We start from the raw sequence: 21,793 nt of genomic DNA, 5'->3' as shown, positions 1-21,793 counted from the left end.
TTCATTGTGCGGATAACATCTCTTGTTGGAATTATGCATTTTGCAGGAAAGAAAACATGATCGTTATCATAAAATTAACATTAAACCAAAAAACATAATTGGCGGATGAAAATCTGTAATTGCTGATGTGCAAATAAGCGACAACAATCCCTATTGCAGTTGATGTTTACCGTTTCTCTTACCCTGCTTGCACAATAAGAAAGGTACCGAAAGATGAAATTCAAGAACATTTTACTCTCCGCATGCGCCGCGCTGGTCATGTTTAGCCAGCCAGGATTCAGTAAAGAAATTAAAATCGGTATGGCGATAGACGACCTCCGTCTTGAACGCTGGCAGAAAGACCGCGATATTTTTGTTAACAAAGCCGAGTCCCTCGGCGCTAAAGTATTTGTTCAATCGGCAAATGGCAATGAAGAAACCCAAATGTCACAGATTGAAAATATGATTAATCGTGGTGTCGATGTGCTGGTTATTATTCCTTATAACGGGCAAGTATTAAGTAATGTGATCGCCGAGGCAAAACGGGAGGGAATAAAGGTATTAGCTTATGACCGTATGATAAATAATGCTGATATTGATTTTTATATCTCCTTCGATAATGAGAAAGTGGGTGAATTACAAGCTAAAAGTCTGATTGAACGAGTACCTCAGGGCAATTATTTCCTGATGGGCGGTTCGCCAGTCGACAATAATGCCAAACTGTTCCGTCAGGGTCAGATGACAGTGCTTAATCCATTGATAAAAGAAGGGAAAATAAAAATAGTAGGTGACCAGTGGGTTGATGCCTGGTTACCGGAAAATGCATTGAAAATAATGGAAAATGCGTTAACAGCTAACAATAATAAAATTGATGCTGTCGTGGCGTCTAATGATGCTACCGCGGGCGGGGCTATCCAGGCACTAGCTGCGCAAGGATTGGCGGGTAAAGTGGCTATTTCTGGGCAGGATGCTGATTTAGCGGCAATAAAACGGATTGTTGCGGGCACCCAAACCATGACTGTATATAAGCCAATCAGTAAATTAGCAAATGATGCCGCAGAAATTGCAGTGACATTAGGGAAAGGCGAGGAACCAAAATCAAACAGTAAATTAAATAACGGCATAAAAGATGTCCCGTCTTATTTGCTGACACCAATTCAAGTGGACAAAAATAATATCGACAGCACAATTATTGCTGATGGTTTCCACAAGAAAGCTGATATTTATTAATTTCTTTTTCGATGTTTAATATATCTGAAGTTCTTGAGGTTGTAGCTAATCATGCTGCAATTTCAAGAACAAAGGATATATGGAGGGAATTATGCCCTACCTGCTAGAAATGAAAAATATTACTAAGCAATTCGGCGTCGTTAAGGCGGTAGATAATATCAGCCTGACACTGGAAGCCGGGCAAGTATTATCGTTGTGTGGTGAGAATGGCTCTGGAAAATCCACACTAATGAAAGTGTTATGTGGTATTTACCCCTCAGGTTCTTATCAAGGGGAAATAATTTTCGCAGGTGAAATGCTTCAGGCTAAAAATATTCGGGAAACGGAACAAAAAGGTATTGCGATAATTCATCAGGAATTAGCCTTGGTAAAGCAAATGTCGGTGCTGGAAAATATGTTTCTTGGTTCCGAGTGGGGGCGTTTTGGCATTATGGACTACGATGCCATGTATTTGCGCTGCCAACGGATGCTGGCACAGGTCAAACTGGTCGTCGACCCTAATACCCCGGTGGGGGAATTGGGGCTTGGGCAGCAGCAACTGGTTGAAATTGCGAAAGCCCTGAATAAACAAGTACGTTTGCTGGTACTGGATGAGCCGACAGCCTCATTGACTGAAAGTGAAACTGCTATTTTGCTGGATATTATCCGTGATTTGCGTAATCACGGTATTGCCTGCATCTATATCTCACACAAATTGAATGAAGTGAAAGCGATATCCGATCATATCTGTGTGATTCGCGATGGCCGCCATATCGGCACTCGTTCTGCGGAAACCATGAGCGAAGATGACATTATCGCCAATATGGTGGGCCGCGAGCTTAAAGAACTCTATCCCCACGAAGCCCACCATATTGGCGAGGAAATTCTACGGGTGGAAAACATCTGCGCCTGGCACCCCGTGAACCGCCATATCCGCCGGGTGGATGATGTCTCTTTCTCTCTCAAACGCGGGGAAATACTGGGCGTCGCGGGGCTGGTGGGGTCGGGTCGAACAGAAACGGTGCAATGCCTGTTTGGTGTTTATCCGGGCCGCTGGCAAGGAGATATTTTTATTGATGGCAAAGCGGTGACCATCAGTAATTGTCAGCAAGCCATGAAGCTTGGGATTGCCATGGTGCCAGAAGATCGCAAAAAAGATGGCATCGTACCGGTTATGGGGGTGGGGGCGAATATCACACTGGCTGCCTTAGATGACTTCACTGGCTCTTTCAGCATGTTGGATGACGCGAAAGAACAATCAACTATTGTGCAGTCCCTGGCTCGATTAAAGGTGAAAACCTCCTCTTCGGAACTGGCCATTGCGCGCCTTAGTGGGGGCAATCAGCAAAAAGCCATTCTCGCCAAATGTTTATTACTGAACCCCCGAATTTTGATTCTTGATGAACCGACGCGCGGTATTGATATTGGTGCAAAATATGAAATTTATAAACTTATCAATCAATTAGTCCAGCAGGGGATTGCGGTCATTGTGATTTCCTCTGAACTACCGGAGGTCTTGGGATTAAGTGATCGGGTGTTGGTCATGCATCAGGGACGTATTAAAGCCGATCTCATTAACCATAATCTGACGCAAGAAAAGGTCATGGAAGCCGCACTCAGGAGTGAAACCCATGTCGCAAGCTAATCAAACTGAAGTTAATTCGCCTGAAAATGGCGATAAAAAGCCATTATTCCGACTGAAATCGGTCAATTTACAAGTTTTTGTCATGTTGGCGGCTATCGCCGTGATTATGCTATTTTTCACTTTCACCACCGAAGGGGCGTATCTCAGCGCGCGGAATATCTCAAATTTACTGCGCCAAACTGCTATCACCGGCATTTTGGCTGTGGGGATGGTTTTTGTCATTATTTCGGCAGAAATTGATTTATCAGTCGGCTCAATGATGGGTTTATTAGGCGGTGCGGCGGCTATTTTTGATGTGTGGCTCGGTTGGCCGCTCCCTCTAACCATTGTGGTTACACTGGGGTTAGGGTTGGTTTTGGGGGCATGGAATGGCTGGTGGGTTGCTTATCGAAAAGTACCCTCGTTTATTGTGACTTTGGCTGGGATGCTGGCCTTCCGCGGTATTTTAATTGGTATCACCAACGGCACCACGGTATCGCCGACCAGTAATGCAATGTCTCAGATTGGTCAAAGTTATCTGCCCAACGGCCTTGGCTTTGGTATTGGTGCTATTGGGCTGATGCTATTTGTTGCCTGGCAGTGGCGTCGACGCAGCCACCGTATTCGGCTGGGCCTGCCAGTTGCTGCTCCACAAGGTGATGTTACTCGTCAAACTATTACCGCAGTTATTGTTCTTGGTGCCATATATTTACTGAATGATTATCGGGGCGTTCCTACGCCGGTACTGATTCTCACGGCATTGATGTTGGCGGGTATCTTCATGGCCACCCGCACCGCATTTGGTCGCCGGATATATGCTATTGGCGGCAACATTGATGCGGCGCGCTTGTCAGGGATTAATGTAGAGCGCACCAAACTGGCGGTATTTGCTATCAACGGTTTGATGGTCGCGATGGCAGGTTTGATTCTCAGCTCACGCCTGGGAGCTGGCTCACCTTCAGCAGGTAATATTGCCGAACTGGATGCGATTGCCGCCTGTGTCATTGGGGGCACCAGCCTGGCTGGCGGGATCGGGAGTGTTGCGGGGGCAGTCATGGGGGCATTTATCATGGCTTCTCTCGACAATGGGATGAGCATGCTGGATGTGCCGACGTTCTGGCAGTACATTGTCAAAGGCGCAATTTTGCTGCTGGCTGTGTGGATGGATTCCGCCACAAAACGCCGAGTATGATCCCATCTTCGCAAAGAGATCAATGCCATACTGCATTGATCTCTTTGTCCGTTACGCCAATCCTCCACTTATTTCAGGAGCCATTCCCATGTTTGAGAAACGCTACCGGATAACCTTGCTATTTAATGCTAATAAAGTGTACGACCGGCAAGTGGTGGAAGGTGTCGGTGAGTACTTACAGGCTTCACAATGCGACTGGGATATTTTTATTGAAGAGGATTTTCGCTGCCGTATCGAAAATATCAGAGATTGGCTAGGCGATGGTGTTATTGCCGATTTTGATGATCGGCAGATAGAGCAATTACTGGCGAATGTTGATGTTCCGATTGTCGGCGTGGGTGGCTCTTATCATCAACCAGAGGATTATCCGCCCGTTGATTATATTGCGACTGATAATGCAGCCTTGGTTGAGGCTGCTTTTATGCATTTGAAAGAGAAGGGTTTAAATCGTTTCGCTTTCTACGGATTGCCCGCCAGTAGTGATAAACGTTGGGCGCAGGAACGGGAATATGCTTTCCGACAATTAGTGGCAGCGGAGCAATACCAAGGTGTGGTTTATCAGGGAATGGCTACCGCGCCAGCCAATTGGCAATACACCCAAAATCGGCTGGCAGACTGGGTACAGACTTTGCCGCACCAGACCGGCATTATTGCTGTGACTGATGCACGGGCGCGGCATTTATTACAAGTGTGCGAGCATCTGGATATTGCGGTGCCGGAGAAGTTGAGTGTGATTGGCATTGATAATGAAGAGTTAACTCGCTATTTATCGCGAGTGGCGCTTTCATCGGTCGTGCAAGGAACCCGACAAATGGGATATCGAGCTGCTAAATTATTGCATCAACGGCTTAATCAGCGCCAGAAACAGCAGGAAGCTCCGCCATTACAGCGCATTTTAGTGCCTCCGGTTAAAGTGATGGCGCGGCGCTCAACAGATTTCCGCTCGTTGCGTGATCCGGCGGTCATTCAGGCGATGCATTATATCCGTCATCATGCTTGCAAAGGGATTAAGGTTGAACAGGTGCTGGACGCGGTAGGGATGTCGCGCTCGAATCTGGAAAAGCGCTTTAAAGATGATATTGGGCAGACTATTCATGGTGTTATTCATGAAGAAAAACTCGATCGGGCGCGCAATTTATTGTCTGCAACTTCATTACCTATCAATGAAATCTCACAAATGTGTGGTTATCCATCACTGCAATATTTCTATTCGGTATTTAAAAAGGGCTATTCAATCACCCCGAAAGAGCATCGAGATAAATATGGCGAAGTCAGTTATTAGCAATCTCTGGGCCGCAGATGATAACTCTCCAATCGCACTTTGCGGGGAGATTTATTCACCATGCTTATTGAATGAATAGCACCATATAATAAACACGCTATAATCCCCCCCTTACCATCCATTTTCTCAATGGAAGATCATCGTCCCCGGTGGGGCGGCTGGACTTCAAATCCAGATGGGGCCGCCAGCGGTCCTTGGCAGGTTCGACTCCTGTGATCTTCCGCCAATTTGCCTCTACTGAACTCAATTAACCTCTTGTAAAAACGGGTTAAACAGGTAATTTAATCCGCTAGAACTCGACCAAGCCCAACCGGCATCAAGTGACTTTTGGGGCAATTGCGTCTGTTACGCCCGGTCATAATGTCATCTGTTTAGACTATGAGGCGATGATCTTACCTCTATTCAGGTGGCCAAATTCAGTGTGCAGCTACACTTCGTTTAGCCAAGTTGCGTAAACATCGGTAATAATAAAGACAGTTTTATCACTATTGCATTGGCGATATCCAAGAAGAAAGCGCCGACCATCGGTACAATCAGAAACGCGACGTGAGATGGCCCGAAACGCTCTGTAATTGCTTGCATATTCGCAATTGCTGTCGGGGTTGCCCCCAAACCTAAACCACAATGCCCAGCAGCAAGAACAGCCGCATCATAATTCTTTCCCATAATCCGATAAGTGACAAAGATGGCATAGAGAGCCATGGTCAGCGTCTGCACCAATAAAATCGCCAACATCGGTAATGCCAGAGAAGCCAATTCCCACAATCGTAGGCTCATCAGCGCTATTGCTAGAAAAAGGGAGAGACTGACGTTGCCAACCACTGAGACCGCACGGTCAAAAACCTGATAAAACCCGGTATAAGTGAGTAGGTTACTAAGAATGACCCCGACAAATAAAACATAGACGAAGACCGGTAATTCAAATATAGATCCCGCCAGTACCCCCATGAGATAGCGGCCCGCCATCAAACAAATAGCAATCATGGCGATAGTTTCGACTAATACCAGCGCGGTGATAATCCGCCCTGACTGAGGTTTCTCGAAGGTTGTGGGTTGCAAGGCATCTTCCGCTCTGCCATTGGGAGTGGCGGAATGTTTGATAAGATAAAGGGCAACAGGGCCGGCGATCAACCCGCCTAACACCAAACCGAAAGTGGCACAGGCCATGGCAACTTCTGTAGCATTACTTAAGCCGTAGTTCTCCGTAAATACGGCGCTCCAGGCCGCACCGGTGCCATGCCCACCAGAAAGTGTTATGGTCCCTACAAGCAGCCCCATTAGTGGCTCCAGCCCCAGCATTTTGGCCATACCAATGCCAACCATATTTTGCAGTAACAACATACCAATAACGACCATAAAAAACTTTATCAATACCCTACCGCCAGCCCTTAAGCTTGCCAGATTCGCATTAAGACCAATTGAGGCAAAAAAAGTCAGCATTAGCGGATCACGTAGCGATGTATCAAAACTGGCCTCCCAGCCGGTAGTCTGATGAATAAGCAGAAAGAATAATGCGAATAGCAAACCACCCGCAATGGGTTCGGGGATAGCATATTTTTGCAGAAATGGAATATTCTGGACACATTGCCTTCCTAGCAATAGCACCAGAGTTGCAGCAACGAGTGTACCGTAAGTATCAAAGTGAAACATATTAAGGCCCCACACAGGTAAAATAGTGATCTGTTATTTGATTTTTTTTAAATAGGGCTAACAAACATATATTGGAGGATTCATGGTAACGCTCCTGATAACGGTGGGGCTAAGGAACTTATTCGTCTAGAAATCCTATGGCTATAAGAAATAGCTAAATTAGTATCTTCGCTTAATTAAAGCGTAGCACGACTTTCTTTTATCCTGTGTCTTTGGTGATGTTTTTCTGTATAACATATTGTTTACAAATTAGATGATGGAATCCATATTGAATCTGGCCTAATTTATGAGTTGCCAACAGCCCCGGAGAATAGCGGCCCGGATAGCATTATAAATTTGCTCCGAACAATAAAGTCCGGAGCTTGTAATCTATTAACTAATAAACTCAACAACCCCGTCATTGAGATTATACATTGCGCCAACTATTTTAATTTTACCCTCTTTCTCTAATCCATTGAGAATACTACTCCGGCTCCGTATTTCATTGATCGTATGCTGAACATTGGTTTTAGCCACGGCATCAACAAACTGATCATTTTTACCGGTTCTTTCTCCATTAAATTTGGTTGCATCAATTGCGGGTTTAATTTGATTTAATAATCCGGTCAAATTACCGAGTTCTACGCCGTCAATTGCCCCACGTACTGCGCCACATGCAGTATGCCCCAAGACCAGAACTACTTTTGCTCCCGCAGCCGCGCAGGCAAACTCCATACTGCCCAGTAAATCGTTATTAGTAATGTTACCGGCAATACGGGCATTAAATGTTTCACCAATCCCGGTATCAAACAGAATTTCTGCCGGAGCCCGTGAGTCTATACAACTGAGAATAACCGCTGCGGGGAATTGGCCTTCAGCACTGGCACGTTTTTGAGCCAAATAATCATGCTGTTGCATCTTGCCTGTTCTAAAACGGATATTCCCTTCTTTCATGCCAGCAATAATTTGGTCAGGAGAGAGTTTATCTCGCTCTTCACGTGTTAATGCTGCTGCGTAAGATATTCCAGGCGTGGCTAGTGTTAATCCACTGGCAATACCAAGAACAGACATTCCTACCGCAGTTTTTAATAGCGAGCGCCGTTGTTTGGAATGTTTGATATCGGGGTGATTGGTTGGGCTTTGTGACATATTTATCTCCTCAAATATAATTTTCGGTACATTTTCATTTAGACACTATATGGAATAGCTCAATAGTGCTTATGAATGTAGCTTGCTATTGCTCAGTAGTGAGCATTTCCAGATATTTCTTGTTGGTATGAGTATCAATGAGTTAAGGAGAAAAACCCGCGTGTGCGGGCTGAGGATATAAAGGTATTTAGCGGCTAAACCCAATATTGTCATCAATGACGGCATTCGGGCCAATAGGCACTCGGCCAGGTTTGGCTAATTGCAATTTATTGAACACAATTTTGTCTCGCCATACTTTACGCAGAAAATCTTCAAACACTTGGATAGTCAGTTGTTCACCAGGGCAACGACGGTAGCTGAACCCGAATGGCGCAAATCCCGCATAGTCACATACCGGTTTCGCTTTACCATCCACCACTCCAAATACGGTGCCGAAGCCACTGTTGGTGACTGCGACCTTGCGGCCATCTTTTACGTCCAGTGAGGTGATATCAAACGGGCAACGCGCCAAGCCAATTTGTTTACATTTCTCTTCGGTTATATCGGCGCTAGTAGGAACATCACGATAGCGGTCTGGATCAAACTGTTTAGGGTCTTTCCAGTGAACCGGGCTGAAACTGGTGCTGGTGTGTGGGGTACTGATATAACTGTGGCGCTCGAAAGGCAGGCCAAAGCGCTGATGAGGAGACTCCCCATAGGCAGAAGTACGCGCATCTTCCACCGCAGAAATACTGCCACCATTCGGTGAAATGGTGCGGAACAGCTCCATGACAAATAATTCCAATGGGGTGTAAGGTGCGCCATTGGCGTTATCAAAATCACCACTCATGGTTTTTTCAAATGCTTCACGTACCGCCGGGTCACCTTCATTCTCACTTAAACGTGACATGATACCGAACAGGGTGTTGCCCCACTGACTGAAAGCAACAAAGTTGTGGAAGCATTCAAATACGATATCTTTTTTACTAAAATGCTCACCGTTGCCGGCATTTTTAAGCCAGTACCACGCCATGGTTTTTTCTGGATTGGCGGTGCGTCCGCTATTGATGTCATCAACGCGTTCATCAATCCATTGTTTGAGGAAATCGAGCTGCTTACGTACTGTCATATAGTTTTCGTAAACAATCGGTTGCAAAGGATCACGGTAGGCTAATACGGTGTTGAAAGATTCACCAATCTCTCGAACCTGTTTCGGGATGGCATCACCTTTAACCCCTAGGTGTAAATCCCAATAAATATCAAAATAGTAGTCTAAGTAGTGGCGCATAAAGGGTTTATTGGCAAACTGAGGTTCCATCAGTTGATCGAAAAATGCCACCACTTTATCCCCATACATCGGGCGATACAGGTCCGGTGTTACGGCTGAAAAATAGATACGTTTACGGAGATTGTTTTCTCCTCGTTCTTCCAGACCCTGTAGAAAAACAGTGACACCTTCAGAAGGCGTGGGCTTCCAATCTTTATAAATCAGGCCCCACAGGTCATAAGGCAGGGCATTCTCTTTGGTAAAATTCAGGTCGATCATCGGTAACATCGGCCTTTCGCCCTCATAAAAGCTGGTGAGGAAGAAAGGAACAACGGCATTCTCAACATAAGTTCTGTCAAAGTTGGCAGGGATAGTTTCACGAAAGCGCGCCAGAGCGGCGGCAATTTTATCAGGTAATGCATGTTCTCCGGTTGCTGCTTTGCCGGCGGCTACCACAGCGCCTGCTGTAGTTGTTCCTGCTGCCAGGCCTAACGCTGCTGCTCCTTTCAAGAATGTACGTCTTTCCATATCTGCACTCCTCACATTGAAAATAACATATACAAAGCGACCGATTTTCTAATAGTTATATTAAAAACGTTAATATAATTATTCTTTCGTCTATGAATATAGCGTTCAACGTTACATTTCAATTTTTTTGTAGGTCTATTTTTAATGGTATCTATCAGAGAATTTATCCTACCAAGCCTATTGAAAGGCAAGATAAATCTTGTCCTTAAATGAGGTTGTCATGTTAATATCATGAAAAGATTAATTAAAAAAACACCAGAAGTTAATTATCCTAAATAGGATATTTACTAATATGTGTTGTTTTGCTTTTTAGTCTAAACACTAACTTTAATTAATTGTTCGATATCTTTCTTATTGTTTTTAATTAAATAACGCAGTTTTATACTGAGCTCCTGTAGTTATAAGATATTAAATCATTTTTTTACCAAAATTGGCGTAGTGTCATTCTCAATGTCTGAGATTCCGGCTGTTGTGATGGTTTGGCGACAACACGTTCATAATTGATAATGATATCCCCACCTCCCCAAGCTCGTATGCCAATACCTGTACCCAATCTCAACGTATTAGCGGCATTGTCCTGAGAAGTATTATCAATATGTGTTTCCCCGCCTACATTGTAATAACTATCAAGAGATAGCCAAATATCGGGGGTCATATTGCGGCTGGCATGACCTTCAATCACCATCAAGGGATCTTGGGCAAGTTTAGACGCTCCACCAACCAGATAGTTATCATTCGTGGTAAATATGGTGGTGGTGATATAGGTTTCAAGCCAAGTCCAGCCTTGGTCTGGGGTATAACTATAATTGACAGTTGGTGAGAAAACCCATCGATTCGAACTGGGGTTTAGTGCTGAATGGGCGTTATATTCCCCTAATGGAGTGCCAAGATAGAAATGAAAACTAGAGAAAGTCTCGGGAATAAAAGAGCGAAATTGCTCGCGACTGAGCGCTGGGCCACCAAACAAGTTTATCTGCCATAGCATGCCAATATCAGATATTCCTCGGGTAGAAGCACGGAAATCACCGGAATGAGTTTCTACATAACGGTAAGGGAGCACCAAAGAAAGCCCTCCCGTCCTGCCCCAATAATCCATTGTGCGGGTCAGCATAAAAGATTGAGATAATACATTAGCCCTCACATCTGAGGTAATATCCATACCATCTTCTGGTGTGACAGAAGATGAATAACCCGCATTATAAAACCCAAGCCATGAGTCGATTGGGGCATTTAAATAGTCACGGGCAGAACCGGCGAAACTACTAACAGGGAATAGTGCTATTGAAGATAGAGCAAGATAAGTTAATGGGCTGATTCTGCGATAAATAGGCATATGTAAACTCTCTTTAGATAACGCCAGTCGTTAGTTCAACGATAGACTTTAGCAGTTAAATATCTAAGCCTTACTTTCTTTAATTTAACTTTCGAGACAATAACTGACAACTAATCCTCATTAGTTGACTGCTACGCAGCACATTGACTCAGTTTTTTAATGCGGTCTAGTTCACGAATTTACATTTATTTAGAAAAAACTGGATTGGTTTTAGATAACTATTATGGGGGAGTTTTAGATACTATTGACGACTAACCTCGCTTATTGGTTTTCTAGTGCCAGTTTGTTGACTCTTAGCATAGTGGTATGTGAATGCTATGGATGACATGAGTCTCTGATTATGGGCGGTTTTATTTTAATCTAAATCAATAAATCGCTATAAAAAATCCAATAGTACTGATAATAAAGACATGTGCTTAAAAACAGTATTGACATCTCATATAGAACACGTAAATTGGAATTCAACACCGGTGCAATGAGTAACGAGTTTTTATTTAGCCGGTGTCCATGTAGCAGATTTAAAATAATGCGATAAAGGTCACGAAATATTTTTTTATGTGAGATTCGCTATGGGTTTTTTTATAATTAACTCATGCGATGATGCTTTAAGGTCACGCAGTAAATCTTCATAATCGCATTTTGTGGACGATACGCGATGAGTTAAGGCTTTGTTGTTAATAGTAATGTTCGCGATTTGTGTACATCAGTATGAGATCGAGAATATCGCGACGAAAGTAAAGCCACGTAACAAAGAGTATATATCGCGAGGGTGATGTACTCATTTAGTTAATCTTATCAATAGAATAGCTAAATGTAATAAAGTAGGAATGTTACCATTCAGTTAATATATTGGAGGGCAAAGTTAGTTCTAAACGAAAATATTCCTGTAAAATATGTACATCTTTATAAACAGTACGAAGAGAAGTATCACGTTACTAAGTTGATTAATGTTTAATTTTAAATGTGTAGTACCTTAAAAGCCCTGACTAAGTACAGTCGGGGCTTTTATCATTTTAGGGCCGCAGTTACCGCAAAGAGAAAAACAGGAGGATGTATGGAAGTTAGGTTGGCGTCACCGGATGAAGCTGAGCAATTATGGTTAGTCAGGAATAGGGCCATAAGACATGGATGCCGAGATGTGTATGATGAGAAAACGCTAATCGCATGGACACCAGCTCAGATGCCAGAGGGATATTCCAGAGCTGTGGCGAATAATCCATTTTTTGTCATTGATGATCCTGAGAGCCAACGGGCTGTTGCTACCGGATTTTTAGATCTCTCATCAGGCAGTGTCGAAGCCATTTTCACATTACCCGAATTTGAAGGCCGTGGTATGGCATCACTGATTTTGGCTGCCATCAAACAGGAAGCTAAACGCCGGGGTTTGGCGAAGTTGACTCTTGCCTCGACACCGAATGCATTGGCCTTTTATGAAAAGAATGGGTTTACCCTACTCGGCGAGAGTCTTTATCCATCACAATTGGCACGAACCAGCCTTAGATGTATGGATATGATTTTCTATTTATAATCATAAAATTCTATCTGCTTCATTAATCATGGGCGTGGATAACAAATGAGATAGCTGGCGACATGATGCTCATTCTGAAACGCTGAACTGTTTAATTGTATTAACAATATCATTATAGATAACGAAACTATTCAGTATAGTGACTGATGGCCAGGTGATAACGAGCGGATTTTAACCGTGAAGCGGTGCTGTTCTGGGTACCTTACTTGCAGGAGTAATTTATGATCGCGGTCATTTTTGAAGTCGAACCCGCAGAAGGTGAATACAATGCCTATCTCGACTACGCCACAGCATTGAAACCATTGTTAGAACAAATGGATGGATTTATATCAGTTGAACGTTTCCAAAGCTTGAGCCATCCGCAGAAATTACTTTCATTGTCATTTTGGCGGGATGAAAAAGCCGTTATGCAATGGCGGAATATCGAGCAACACCGTATTGCACAAGCGGCGGGGCGTGAGAATGTTTTTGCTGGTTATCGTCTTCGAGTCGCGGCTGTGGTACGAGATTATGGTTTAGCGGAGCGTGATCAAGCGCCGGTTGATAGCCAAATTCACCATAAATAGCCCGCAGCAGAGAGTTAAAAGAGCGGATATCCGCTAGTCTATTTTATTGCCCTTCACACCTTACTTCCCCATTATTACCTGCTGACATTGGCGACTCATCCCTCTCATTCATCAAGCGAGATACCGCGCATTTTAGATGTCACAATGTAAAATCTGTGTGAAATATATGTGACTCCGTGCGCAAAAACAGACCAATTTTATGCTAGTTTCACCGCTAAAATCACGTCGAAAATCCTCTCGCTTTGCCTTAATGTAGAATAATTTTGTTTATAACAATTTGATTTTATTCATTATTTCCATCATTATTTTTTAGGTGCGCGGCGGCTTATTGCCATTTTTCTGGTGCTTGATTGTACTTGTCTATACGAGTATATGTTAATAAATATTCAAACTAAGTAATGTCGTTGATACCTGAAAAACTGGTTGAAGGAAATTGCCGTGACTGCCCAAAATAGATTCCGTGATAATGAGATTCGTGCTTCGCGTGGCACAAAACTTACCGCCAAAAGTTGGATGACTGAAGCCCCGTTGCGTATGCTGATGAATAATCTCGACCCCGAAGTGGCTGAGAATCCTAAAGAATTAGTGGTTTACGGTGGGATTGGTCGTGCGGCTCGTAACTGGGAATGCTATGACAAGATTGTAGAAAGTCTCACTCATCTGAATGATGACGAGACTTTACTGATTCAGTCAGGGAAACCGGTTGGTGTTTTTAAGACTCACAGTAATGCCCCTAGGGTATTGATTGCTAACTCTAATTTGGTTCCTCATTGGGCCAATTGGGAACATTTTAACGAGTTGGACGCCAAGGGGTTGGCCATGTACGGCCAAATGACCGCGGGCAGTTGGATATATATTGGTAGCCAAGGCATTGTGCAGGGAACCTATGAGACCTTTGTCGAAGCGGGCCGGCAGCACTTTGGCGGTAGTTTGAAGGGGCGCTGGGTGTTGACTGCAGGATTGGGCGGCATGGGGGGGGCACAACCGCTGGCGGCCACTCTCGCCGGTGCTTGCTCGCTGAATATTGAGTGTCAGCAAAGCCGTATCGATTTCCGCCTCAAAACCCGCTATGTCGATGAGCAGGCGACTGATTTGGATGATGCGTTGGCGCGTATCAAGAAATACACCTCTGCCGGAGAAGCCGTTTCTATCGCTTTATGTGGTAATGCCGCTGAGATTTTACCGGAGCTGGTGCGTCGTGGGGTACGCCCAGATATGGTGACCGACCAAACCAGCGCTCATGACCCACTGAATGGCTATCTGCCCAAAGGCTGGAGCTGGGAAGAGTATCGCCAACGTGCGCAAACTGAACCCACGTTAGTGGTCAATGCCGCTAAGACGTCGATGGCAGAACATGTTGAGGCGATGCTGGCTTTCCACAATATGGGTATCCCGACCTTTGACTATGGCAATAATATTCGTCAGATGGCGCAAGATATGGGTGTTACCCATGCATTTGATTTCCCTGGATTTGTTCCGGCCTATATTCGCCCACTATTCTGCCGTGGTATTGGACCATTCCGCTGGGCTGCGCTTTCCGGTGATGCAGAAGATATCTATAAAACTGATGCAAAGGTCAAAGAACTCATCCCTGATGATGAACATTTACACCATTGGTTAGATATGGCCCGTGAGCGAATCAGCTTCCAAGGGTTGCCGGCACGTATTTGCTGGGTTGGCTTGGGGCAGCGCGCTAAATTAGGCTTAGCTTTTAATGAGATGGTAAGAACTGGCGAGCTGTCAGCCCCAATTGTGATTGGCCGCGACCATCTGGATTCCGGCTCAGTCGCCAGCCCTAACCGTGAAACTGAAGCCATGCAGGATGGTTCTGATGCTGTTTCTGACTGGCCGCTGCTCAATGCGTTACTAAATACAGCCAGTGGCGCGACGTGGGTATCTCTGCACCATGGTGGTGGTGTAGGAATGGGCTTCTCGCAACATTCAGGCATGGTGGTGGTATGTGATGGCAGCGATGATGCCGCCGAACGTATTGCTCGAGTATTACATAATGACCCAGCAACGGGTGTGATGCGTCATGCGGATGCGGGTTATGACATCGCGATTAATTGTGCACAAGAGCAGGGGCTAAACCTGCCAATGATTGCCGCAACTCAAGGGAAAAAAGCATGAAAACAACAATGACACTGCGCCCAGGTCAGATGACTCTGGCTGATTTGCGACATATCTATCAGCATCCCGTTCAGATAACTCTGGATGAAAGTGCTTATGCACCCATTCAGCAAAGCGTGGATTGTGTGCAGGCCATCTTGGCAGAGAAACGCACTGCTTATGGTATCAATACCGGATTTGGCTTATTGGCATCGACGCGTATTGCCACGGAAGATTTGGAAAATCTACAGCGCTCGATTGTCCTTTCCCATGCTGCGGGTGTTGGTGAGCCTAATGACGATGCGATTGTACGGCTGATAATGGTATTGAAAATTAACAGCTTGGCTCGTGGTTTCTCGGGTATTCGACTCAACGTTATTCAGGCGCTAATAACATTAGTTAACGCGCAAGTTTACCCACATATTCCACTCAAAGGCTCCGTGGGGGCTTCTGGTGACTTGGCTCCGTTGGCTCATATGAGTTTGCTGTTGCTCGGTGAAGGTAAAGCCCGTTATCAGGGAGAATGGCTGGACGCACGTACGGCACTGGCTAAAGCAGGTTTAGAGCCTCTTACGCTGGCGGCAAAAGAAGGGCTGGCACTGCTTAACGGTACTCAGGTTTCTACCGCTTATGCATTACGTGGTTTGTTTGAAGCTGAAGATCTTTATGCTGCCGCCTCTGTCTTTGGTAGCTTGACGGTTGAAGCCGCATTAGGCTCTCGTAGCCCATTTGATGCCCGCATCCATGCAGTTCGAGGCCAGCGTGGGCAAATTGATGCAGCTAACGCTTACCGCCACTTACTTGGCGAACGTAGCGAGGTTTCTGAATCTCATCGTAATTGTGACAAAGTCCAAGACCCTTATTCTCTGCGTTGTCAGCCACAAGTTATGGGAGCTTGTCTGACCCAAATGCGCCAGGCTGCTGAAGTATTGGCAATTGAATCAAATGCGGTGTCAGATAATCCATTGGTCTTTGCTGAGCAGGGTGATGTGTTGTCTGGTGGTAATTTCCATGCTGAGCCGGTTGCTATGGCAGCAGATAATCTGGCTCTGGTATTGGCGGAGATGGGCTCATTATCAGAACGCCGTATTTCGCTATTAATGGATAAACATATGTCGCAGTTACCGCCATTCCTGGTGGAGAACGGCGGCGTAAACTCTGGTTTTATGATTGCACAGGTCACGGCAGCGGCATTGACTAGCGAAAATAAAGGGCTGGCATTCCCCTCCAGTGTTGACAGCATTCCAACCTCGGCGAATCAGGAAGACCATGTTTCTATGGCGCCCCGAGCAGGTAAGCGCTTGTGGGAAATGGCGGAAAACGTACGCGATATTCTGGCCATCGAGTGGCTGGCAGCATGCCAAGGGCTGGATTTGCGAAAAGGGCTTAAGACATCAGATGCTCTGGAACCCGCACGGCAGCTATTGCGTAAGCATGTGGCCTACTACGAAAAAGATCGTTTCTTTGCCCCCGATATTGAGGCTGCAAGCCAGCTGATTGCTCAACGTCATATGAATGAACTGATGCCCCCGCATCTGCTACCAAGCCTTTAATAAATCATAATAATTAGTCAAAATCATTGACCTCTAGGTGGTCCCGATAATCGGGATCACCCTCTCTGAACCCCTGCCTGAAAGGGCACAAATTTTGCGAGAATGTACCATGAAGAATGATTCATCCACGCTCAAACGCGGCCTTAGCGCCCGGCACATCCGGTTCATGGCGTTAGGTTCCGCCATTGGCACGGGCCTATTTTATGGTTCTGCCGAGGCTATCCGTCTGGCAGGGCCTGCCGTATTACTTGCTTACCTGATTGGCGGCGCAGCCGTATTTATGGTGATGCGCGCACTGGGCGAAATGGCGGTACATGATCCGGTTGCGGGCTCTTTTGGTCATTACGCCAGTCGCTACCTTGGTCCACTGGCAGGTTTTCTAACCGGTTGGACGTATACCTTTGAGATGATCATCGTGGCACTCGCGGATGTCACGGCGTTTGGTATTTATATGGGACTATGGTTCCCGGATGCGCCGCAATGGGTTTGGGTGTTGAGTATTATTTTCTTTATTGGCGCGCTAAATCTGTGCTCAGTCAAAGTCTTTGGTGAAATGGAGTTTTGGTTATCGTTGCTAAAAGTGACAGCGATTATTGCCATGATTGCAGCAGGGCTAGGCATTATGATGTTTGGTTTTGGTGCAGGTCATGAGAGCACTGGGGTCAGTAATTTATGGTCTCATCAAGGATTCATGCCAAATGGTATTACGGGGGTAATTGCTTCATTTGCTGTAGTGATGTTTGCTTTTGGTGGTATCGAAATCATCGGGGTGACTGCCAGTGAGGCGAAGGATCCAGAAAAAGTATTACCGCGTGCTATTAATACCGTCCCAGTACGTATTCTACTGTTCTATGTTTTGACCTTATTTGTTTTGATGGCAATTTATCCGTGGAATAGCATTGGGCAAAATGGCAGCCCTTTTGTAGAGATTTTTAGTAGTTTAGGAATTAGTTCTGCTGCGAACATTCTGAACTTGGTGGTTATTACTGCGGCTATTTCGGCGATCAATAGTGATATTTATGGTGCCGGTCGTATGATGTACGGCTTAGCGCAGGAGGGGCTGGCACCTAAGTGCTTTAGCCGTTTGACCCGTAATGGTGTGCCATGGATGACTATTTTAGTGATGGCGATTGCGTTGTTATGTGGAGTGGTATTGAATTACCTAATCCCAAAAAATGTGTTCCTGATTATTGCCTCTATTGCGACCTTTGCGACTGTTTGGGTGTGGCTAATGATCCTGATTTCGCAAGTCGCGATGCGCCGTTCAATGAGTAAAGAAAATGTTGCCCGCCTCGCCTTCCCAGTGCCTTTCTGGCCAATAGCACCGATCCTAACTATTATCTTTATGGCATTTATTATTGTGGTTCTGGGATATTTTCCTGATACCCGTATTGCCATGTACGTCGGTCTGGCGTGGGTGACATTAATGACACTTGCCTGGTGGGTTTGGCTACGTAAAGCACCCGCCCATGTGATGCCTGAGCAGGTGGAAAACAGAGAAGCATAGCAATCGTCATTCTGAATCGGGCCGCAATTAATCACCTCTGCGGCCCAATTTATTACTCTACTAATTAGCTTTTATCTCAAAGGAAATCAGACCGATACCAAGTTTCCTTTGATCATCGGATAACCCTAACTCTTGGGGAGACTTAGGGTTAGATATATCTATAGAAATCAGCACCTCATCTTCTTTCTGACAAGTATCTGTGGGAACGGAGAATGAGAGGTCCGTTGGTTTACCTAAAATTTCACCTTGCCATAAAGTATGCCCTTTAGTGAAAAATTTTACTTTCTGATTAGAAAAGGATTGGAGTTCTAGTGAAAGAGTAAACTCTCCATTCTTCGAGAAGAATTGCTCATTTCCACAAGGAATAGTTAGAGTCACAATATTTCCTTCGGACCAAACTCCCCAATTTTCTCTCTGTCCCCAGTTACTTCCTAGGATAAAACCACCATCACCTGCTATGCCACTACTATATTTTTTAGGGGCGATTATTATTCTAGAACTTTTAATATCTTCTTGACTTAAATTAATATATTCACCAGGTACGGTTTTGTTAGATATTGTTTTCACTATAGCGTTGATTTTACTTTTATCAAAGTAGCAGTTATTCGGGGAAATAACATCACTCCCATTATTAGTTGGGGATACAAGTAATTTTCTGCAATCAGGACCAATAATCCCTAAGTAGGATTTAGTATGGATGCTTTCACCATATCCAGAGTATCTTTCTTGGAAAACCTCTACTGGCGGATTATATAACCACGGTAATCTTTTTTGTATGAAAAATGATATTTTTGATGGCGTGGAGTAATTTTCTCCTTTACGAGGGTCATTATTTTTAAATGTACTAATCGATGTTGTTACAATTAGAATTATGATTAAGTAAAATAAACGACTTCGCCATATGACATTTTTAGAGATGAAAAGAAAAATAGGGAATGCTAGTGGTAGGTACCATAATGCATATCTGGCTAGCCCAGGCGTGGCACCAGAGTTTATATTTGTTGTTGATGAGTGCGCATAGAAATTAATAAAAAGGTAAAGTGTCAAGAATAAGGTTATCTTTCCATCAAAATAAAAATGCTTTCTGTTCTTCTTCTGGAAGAGCATAAATATTGCTAGTATAATAGATAAGACACCTAGTGGCCAATTAGGGATGATTCCTAAATCAGGATCTAAAATCCATATATAGAATGTTGATAAGTTCCCTCCTAATGACGCTCCTCCAGCAAGTAACTGAGGAGTCATTACTCCAAATCGTAAAAAATAATATATAGGGTGTGCTAATACAAAGAAAGCAGTAGCCACAAATATAATAACTTCAGTTAAGCTATATTGAACCTTTCTTTGTAGAATGACCCTATAGCAGAAGGGAATAAATGCAATCAATGCAAAACTTGGATTTTGGGCAGATGCTATAGCAAAAACTAATGCAGAGGGAAGATACTTTTTCGCATAAAGAAATATTATACCAGATATTGCTAAGCAATAAGTATATAGCTCCGTATGAACTTTATTGGTAAACCAAAGTATAGGCGAAAAGAAAGTCATCAGGACAACAATAAAAACACCTTGCCATTTATAGTATCTATAGGCAATAGATATCGTCATGAAGATTAAAAGAAAATGGAGCACTAGAAAGGCTCCATGTATAGATAATTTGATCCCAACTAATGATAAAAATTTAGCAGAAATAAAAGCCAGGAAACTATATAGCCAGAAATGATTGAAGTCAGCGGTGTTGCCTGTAATTAATGCAGGAAAAGCTCCTTGAAGGGTATCGCGTGAAACTAAACCTATTATCTCATGAGAGGAAAATAAGTTACCATATGCGTCATAGGCTGAAGATGTCATCCATGGGCGGAACATAGTATCCCATGCATAAAAAAGGGCATAATACTCTGAGCCATCTCCTACACGTGTTGGTGCAAAGCGCCCAATAATTAAGAAAAATATAAGTAACCCTAGACCTATATAAAAATAGGGCATTATTTTCTTAATATTTATTTGATTAAATTCCATCATTTAGCGAGTCGCTCCAAAATATCCTTAGCGACCTTCCTACCTTCACGAATTGCATAGTTAGTACCACGATCTTCAGGGTAGATTTGTGCCATAGTTGAGATTAGTCCATTAGCAAATGGGGTTTCTGCACCAGGAACGTATTGAGAATAACCTCGTTCGGTTACAGGTTGGGCATATTCTGAACGCCAAACTTTATGTTCAATAACCCATGACTTTTCCATTTCAGGGAACATTCTTTTTAAATGTTTTAATGCAAAATCAACATATTCTTCATCACTGTATTCCCATACTGGATCTTCGATGGCCAGATATCTTGAAAGGTAAGCAATATGACTTCCCTTGTAGTTTTCTGTGCTATCAAAATTAGTATGTTCAATAACTCCAACAAATGGGAATCCTGGGTCATTAACATTTAACCAGTAAGTTTCTGAAAGACTACAATTTAAACGTAGTACCAAGCACATATTACCCAAATAACGAACACGTTTTAATTTATCTACCCATGCCAACGGAGCATTATTTTTAAAAATATCAGCAATTATTGGTAGGGATGGTGTGAATAGGAACTCTTTACCATGTACTTCAGCTTGGGTTGTTTTTAAGGCAATAATAGAGTTCCCTTCAGAGGTAATTTCTGTAACTTTAGTATTAAATGTTACTTCTCCGCCAGCTTGTTCTATAGCGGTAACCATAGCCTCAGCTAAACGGCCGAAACCACCTTTGAAGTAAGCTAATTCTTCTCCACCTTTATCGTTGCGAGTGCTACCGCGAAGAACCAACTTTTTCCACATCCATACCGCGTTTACTGCTTCAGCATAGATTGAGAACTTTGACTCAATTAAAGGTTCCCAAACAATTTTATATACAGCTTTACCACACAAAGGTTCTAACCATTCGCGGATACTAAGATGTTCAATTGTTTTCCAATCCTTGATGCGTCGAACTTGGAATACCAGAAGGCCGAGTCTGATTCGATCAATTAATGATAGTGCTTTGAAACGTAGTAAATCTAGTGGGGTTGAAAGTTTCCACATACGGCCATTAAAATACATACCTGTCCGGGTTGGTAATAGGATAACGTCACCCTCCATTCCAAGCTCTTTTACTAATTCAGGCACATAGACATCGTTATTAAACCAATGATGATAAAATTTCTCAAGTTTAACTCCATCAGAAAATTCAAAAGTACCAGCTAAACCGCCAGGGGTACTATCAGCTTCGATAACTTTGACCTTTTTACCTTGTTTTGCCAATACATAGGCTGCGGTTAAACCAGTAAATCCTGCACCAACAATAACGACATCGTAATTATTCATAATTGTTACTCAATTTATATA

The 21,793-nt window shown here is 43.9% G+C and carries 15 protein-coding genes and 1 tRNA gene; 10 read left to right on the top strand and 6 right to left on the bottom strand.

What is annotated here, in order from left to right:
• The first annotated feature begins 213 nt into the window (after positions 1-213).
• The 5 genes from xylF (at position 214) to F0T03_RS21020 (ending at position 5,512) form a co-directional block, all read left to right on the top strand.
• Complete coding sequence (gene xylF / locus F0T03_RS21040; RefSeq protein ID WP_145555279.1) at positions 214-1,209, top strand: D-xylose ABC transporter substrate-binding protein; 996 nt, start codon at positions 214-216, stop codon at positions 1,207-1,209.
• Positions 1,210-1,300: 91 nt separating this feature from the next.
• Entirely contained in the window at positions 1,301-2,833 is a 1,533-nt protein-coding gene (locus F0T03_RS21035) for a xylose ABC transporter ATP-binding protein (protein ID WP_145555278.1), read from the top strand.
• Positions 2,820-4,004, top strand: a complete 1,185-nt coding sequence (gene xylH, locus F0T03_RS21030) for a xylose ABC transporter permease XylH (RefSeq protein ID WP_145555277.1) — start codon at positions 2,820-2,822, stop codon at positions 4,002-4,004. Before F0T03_RS21035 ends, xylH begins: the two co-directional genes overlap by 14 nt.
• An 88-nt stretch (positions 4,005-4,092) precedes the next feature.
• Complete coding sequence (gene xylR, locus F0T03_RS21025) at positions 4,093-5,286, top strand: D-xylose utilization transcriptional activator XylR (RefSeq protein WP_159680519.1); 1,194 nt, start codon at positions 4,093-4,095, stop codon at positions 5,284-5,286.
• Between the two features lie 131 nt (positions 5,287-5,417).
• Positions 5,418-5,512, top strand: a tRNA-Sec gene (locus tag F0T03_RS21020).
• 212 nt (positions 5,513-5,724) lie between these two features.
• On the opposite strand, the gene gltS is transcribed toward F0T03_RS21020, so the two are convergent.
• From gltS to F0T03_RS21000, 4 genes are all read right to left on the bottom strand, one after another.
• A complete protein-coding gene (gltS, locus tag F0T03_RS21015; protein WP_159680517.1) occupies positions 5,725-6,936 on the bottom strand; it encodes a sodium/glutamate symporter in 1,212 nt (403 codons plus the stop codon).
• 372 nt (positions 6,937-7,308) lie between these two features.
• Positions 7,309-8,064, bottom strand: coding sequence for a carbonic anhydrase (locus F0T03_RS21010; protein ID WP_159680515.1), 756 nt, complete (start codon positions 8,062-8,064; stop codon positions 7,309-7,311).
• Positions 8,065-8,251: 187 nt separating this feature from the next.
• Entirely contained in the window at positions 8,252-9,838 is a 1,587-nt protein-coding gene (locus tag F0T03_RS21005) for a cytochrome P450 family protein (RefSeq protein WP_145555273.1), read from the bottom strand.
• A gap of 421 nt (positions 9,839-10,259) precedes the next feature.
• Complete coding sequence (locus F0T03_RS21000) at positions 10,260-11,171, bottom strand: transporter (RefSeq protein ID WP_159680513.1); 912 nt, start codon at positions 11,169-11,171, stop codon at positions 10,260-10,262.
• 1,054 nt (positions 11,172-12,225) lie between these two features.
• Between F0T03_RS21000 and F0T03_RS20995 the strand changes: the two genes are divergently transcribed.
• The 5 genes from F0T03_RS20995 (at position 12,226) to F0T03_RS20975 (ending at position 18,434) form a co-directional block, all read left to right on the top strand.
• Positions 12,226-12,699: a GNAT family N-acetyltransferase gene (locus tag F0T03_RS20995; protein WP_162526996.1), complete on the top strand. Its 474-nt coding sequence runs from the start codon at positions 12,226-12,228 to the stop codon at positions 12,697-12,699.
• Positions 12,700-12,920: 221 nt separating this feature from the next.
• A complete protein-coding gene (locus tag F0T03_RS20990) occupies positions 12,921-13,265 on the top strand; it encodes an antibiotic biosynthesis monooxygenase family protein (RefSeq protein ID WP_145554138.1) in 345 nt (114 codons plus the stop codon).
• 438 nt (positions 13,266-13,703) lie between these two features.
• A complete protein-coding gene (gene hutU, locus F0T03_RS20985) occupies positions 13,704-15,395 on the top strand; it encodes a urocanate hydratase (protein ID WP_159680511.1) in 1,692 nt (563 codons plus the stop codon).
• Entirely contained in the window at positions 15,392-16,927 is a 1,536-nt protein-coding gene (gene hutH, locus F0T03_RS20980; RefSeq protein WP_159680509.1) for a histidine ammonia-lyase, read from the top strand. Before hutU ends, hutH begins: the two co-directional genes overlap by 4 nt.
• 109 nt (positions 16,928-17,036) lie before the next feature.
• Positions 17,037-18,434: an amino acid permease gene (locus tag F0T03_RS20975; RefSeq protein ID WP_159680507.1), complete on the top strand. Its 1,398-nt coding sequence runs from the start codon at positions 17,037-17,039 to the stop codon at positions 18,432-18,434.
• Between the two features lie 60 nt (positions 18,435-18,494).
• Here F0T03_RS20975 and F0T03_RS20970 read toward each other — a convergent pair whose 3' ends face one another.
• Complete coding sequence (locus tag F0T03_RS20970; RefSeq protein ID WP_246169917.1) at positions 18,495-20,456, bottom strand: DUF2339 domain-containing protein; 1,962 nt, start codon at positions 20,454-20,456, stop codon at positions 18,495-18,497.
• A complete protein-coding gene (locus F0T03_RS20965; RefSeq protein ID WP_159680505.1) occupies positions 20,453-21,772 on the bottom strand; it encodes an NAD(P)/FAD-dependent oxidoreductase in 1,320 nt (439 codons plus the stop codon). Before F0T03_RS20965 ends, F0T03_RS20970 begins: the two co-directional genes overlap by 4 nt.
• Positions 21,773-21,793: the final 21 nt, after the last annotated feature.

Origin of the sequence: Yersinia canariae, assembly GCF_009831415.1 — a bacterium.
Lineage (GTDB): Bacteria > Pseudomonadota > Gammaproteobacteria > Enterobacterales > Enterobacteriaceae > Yersinia > Yersinia canariae.
This window is presented reverse-complemented; position numbering and strand designations above follow the sequence as displayed.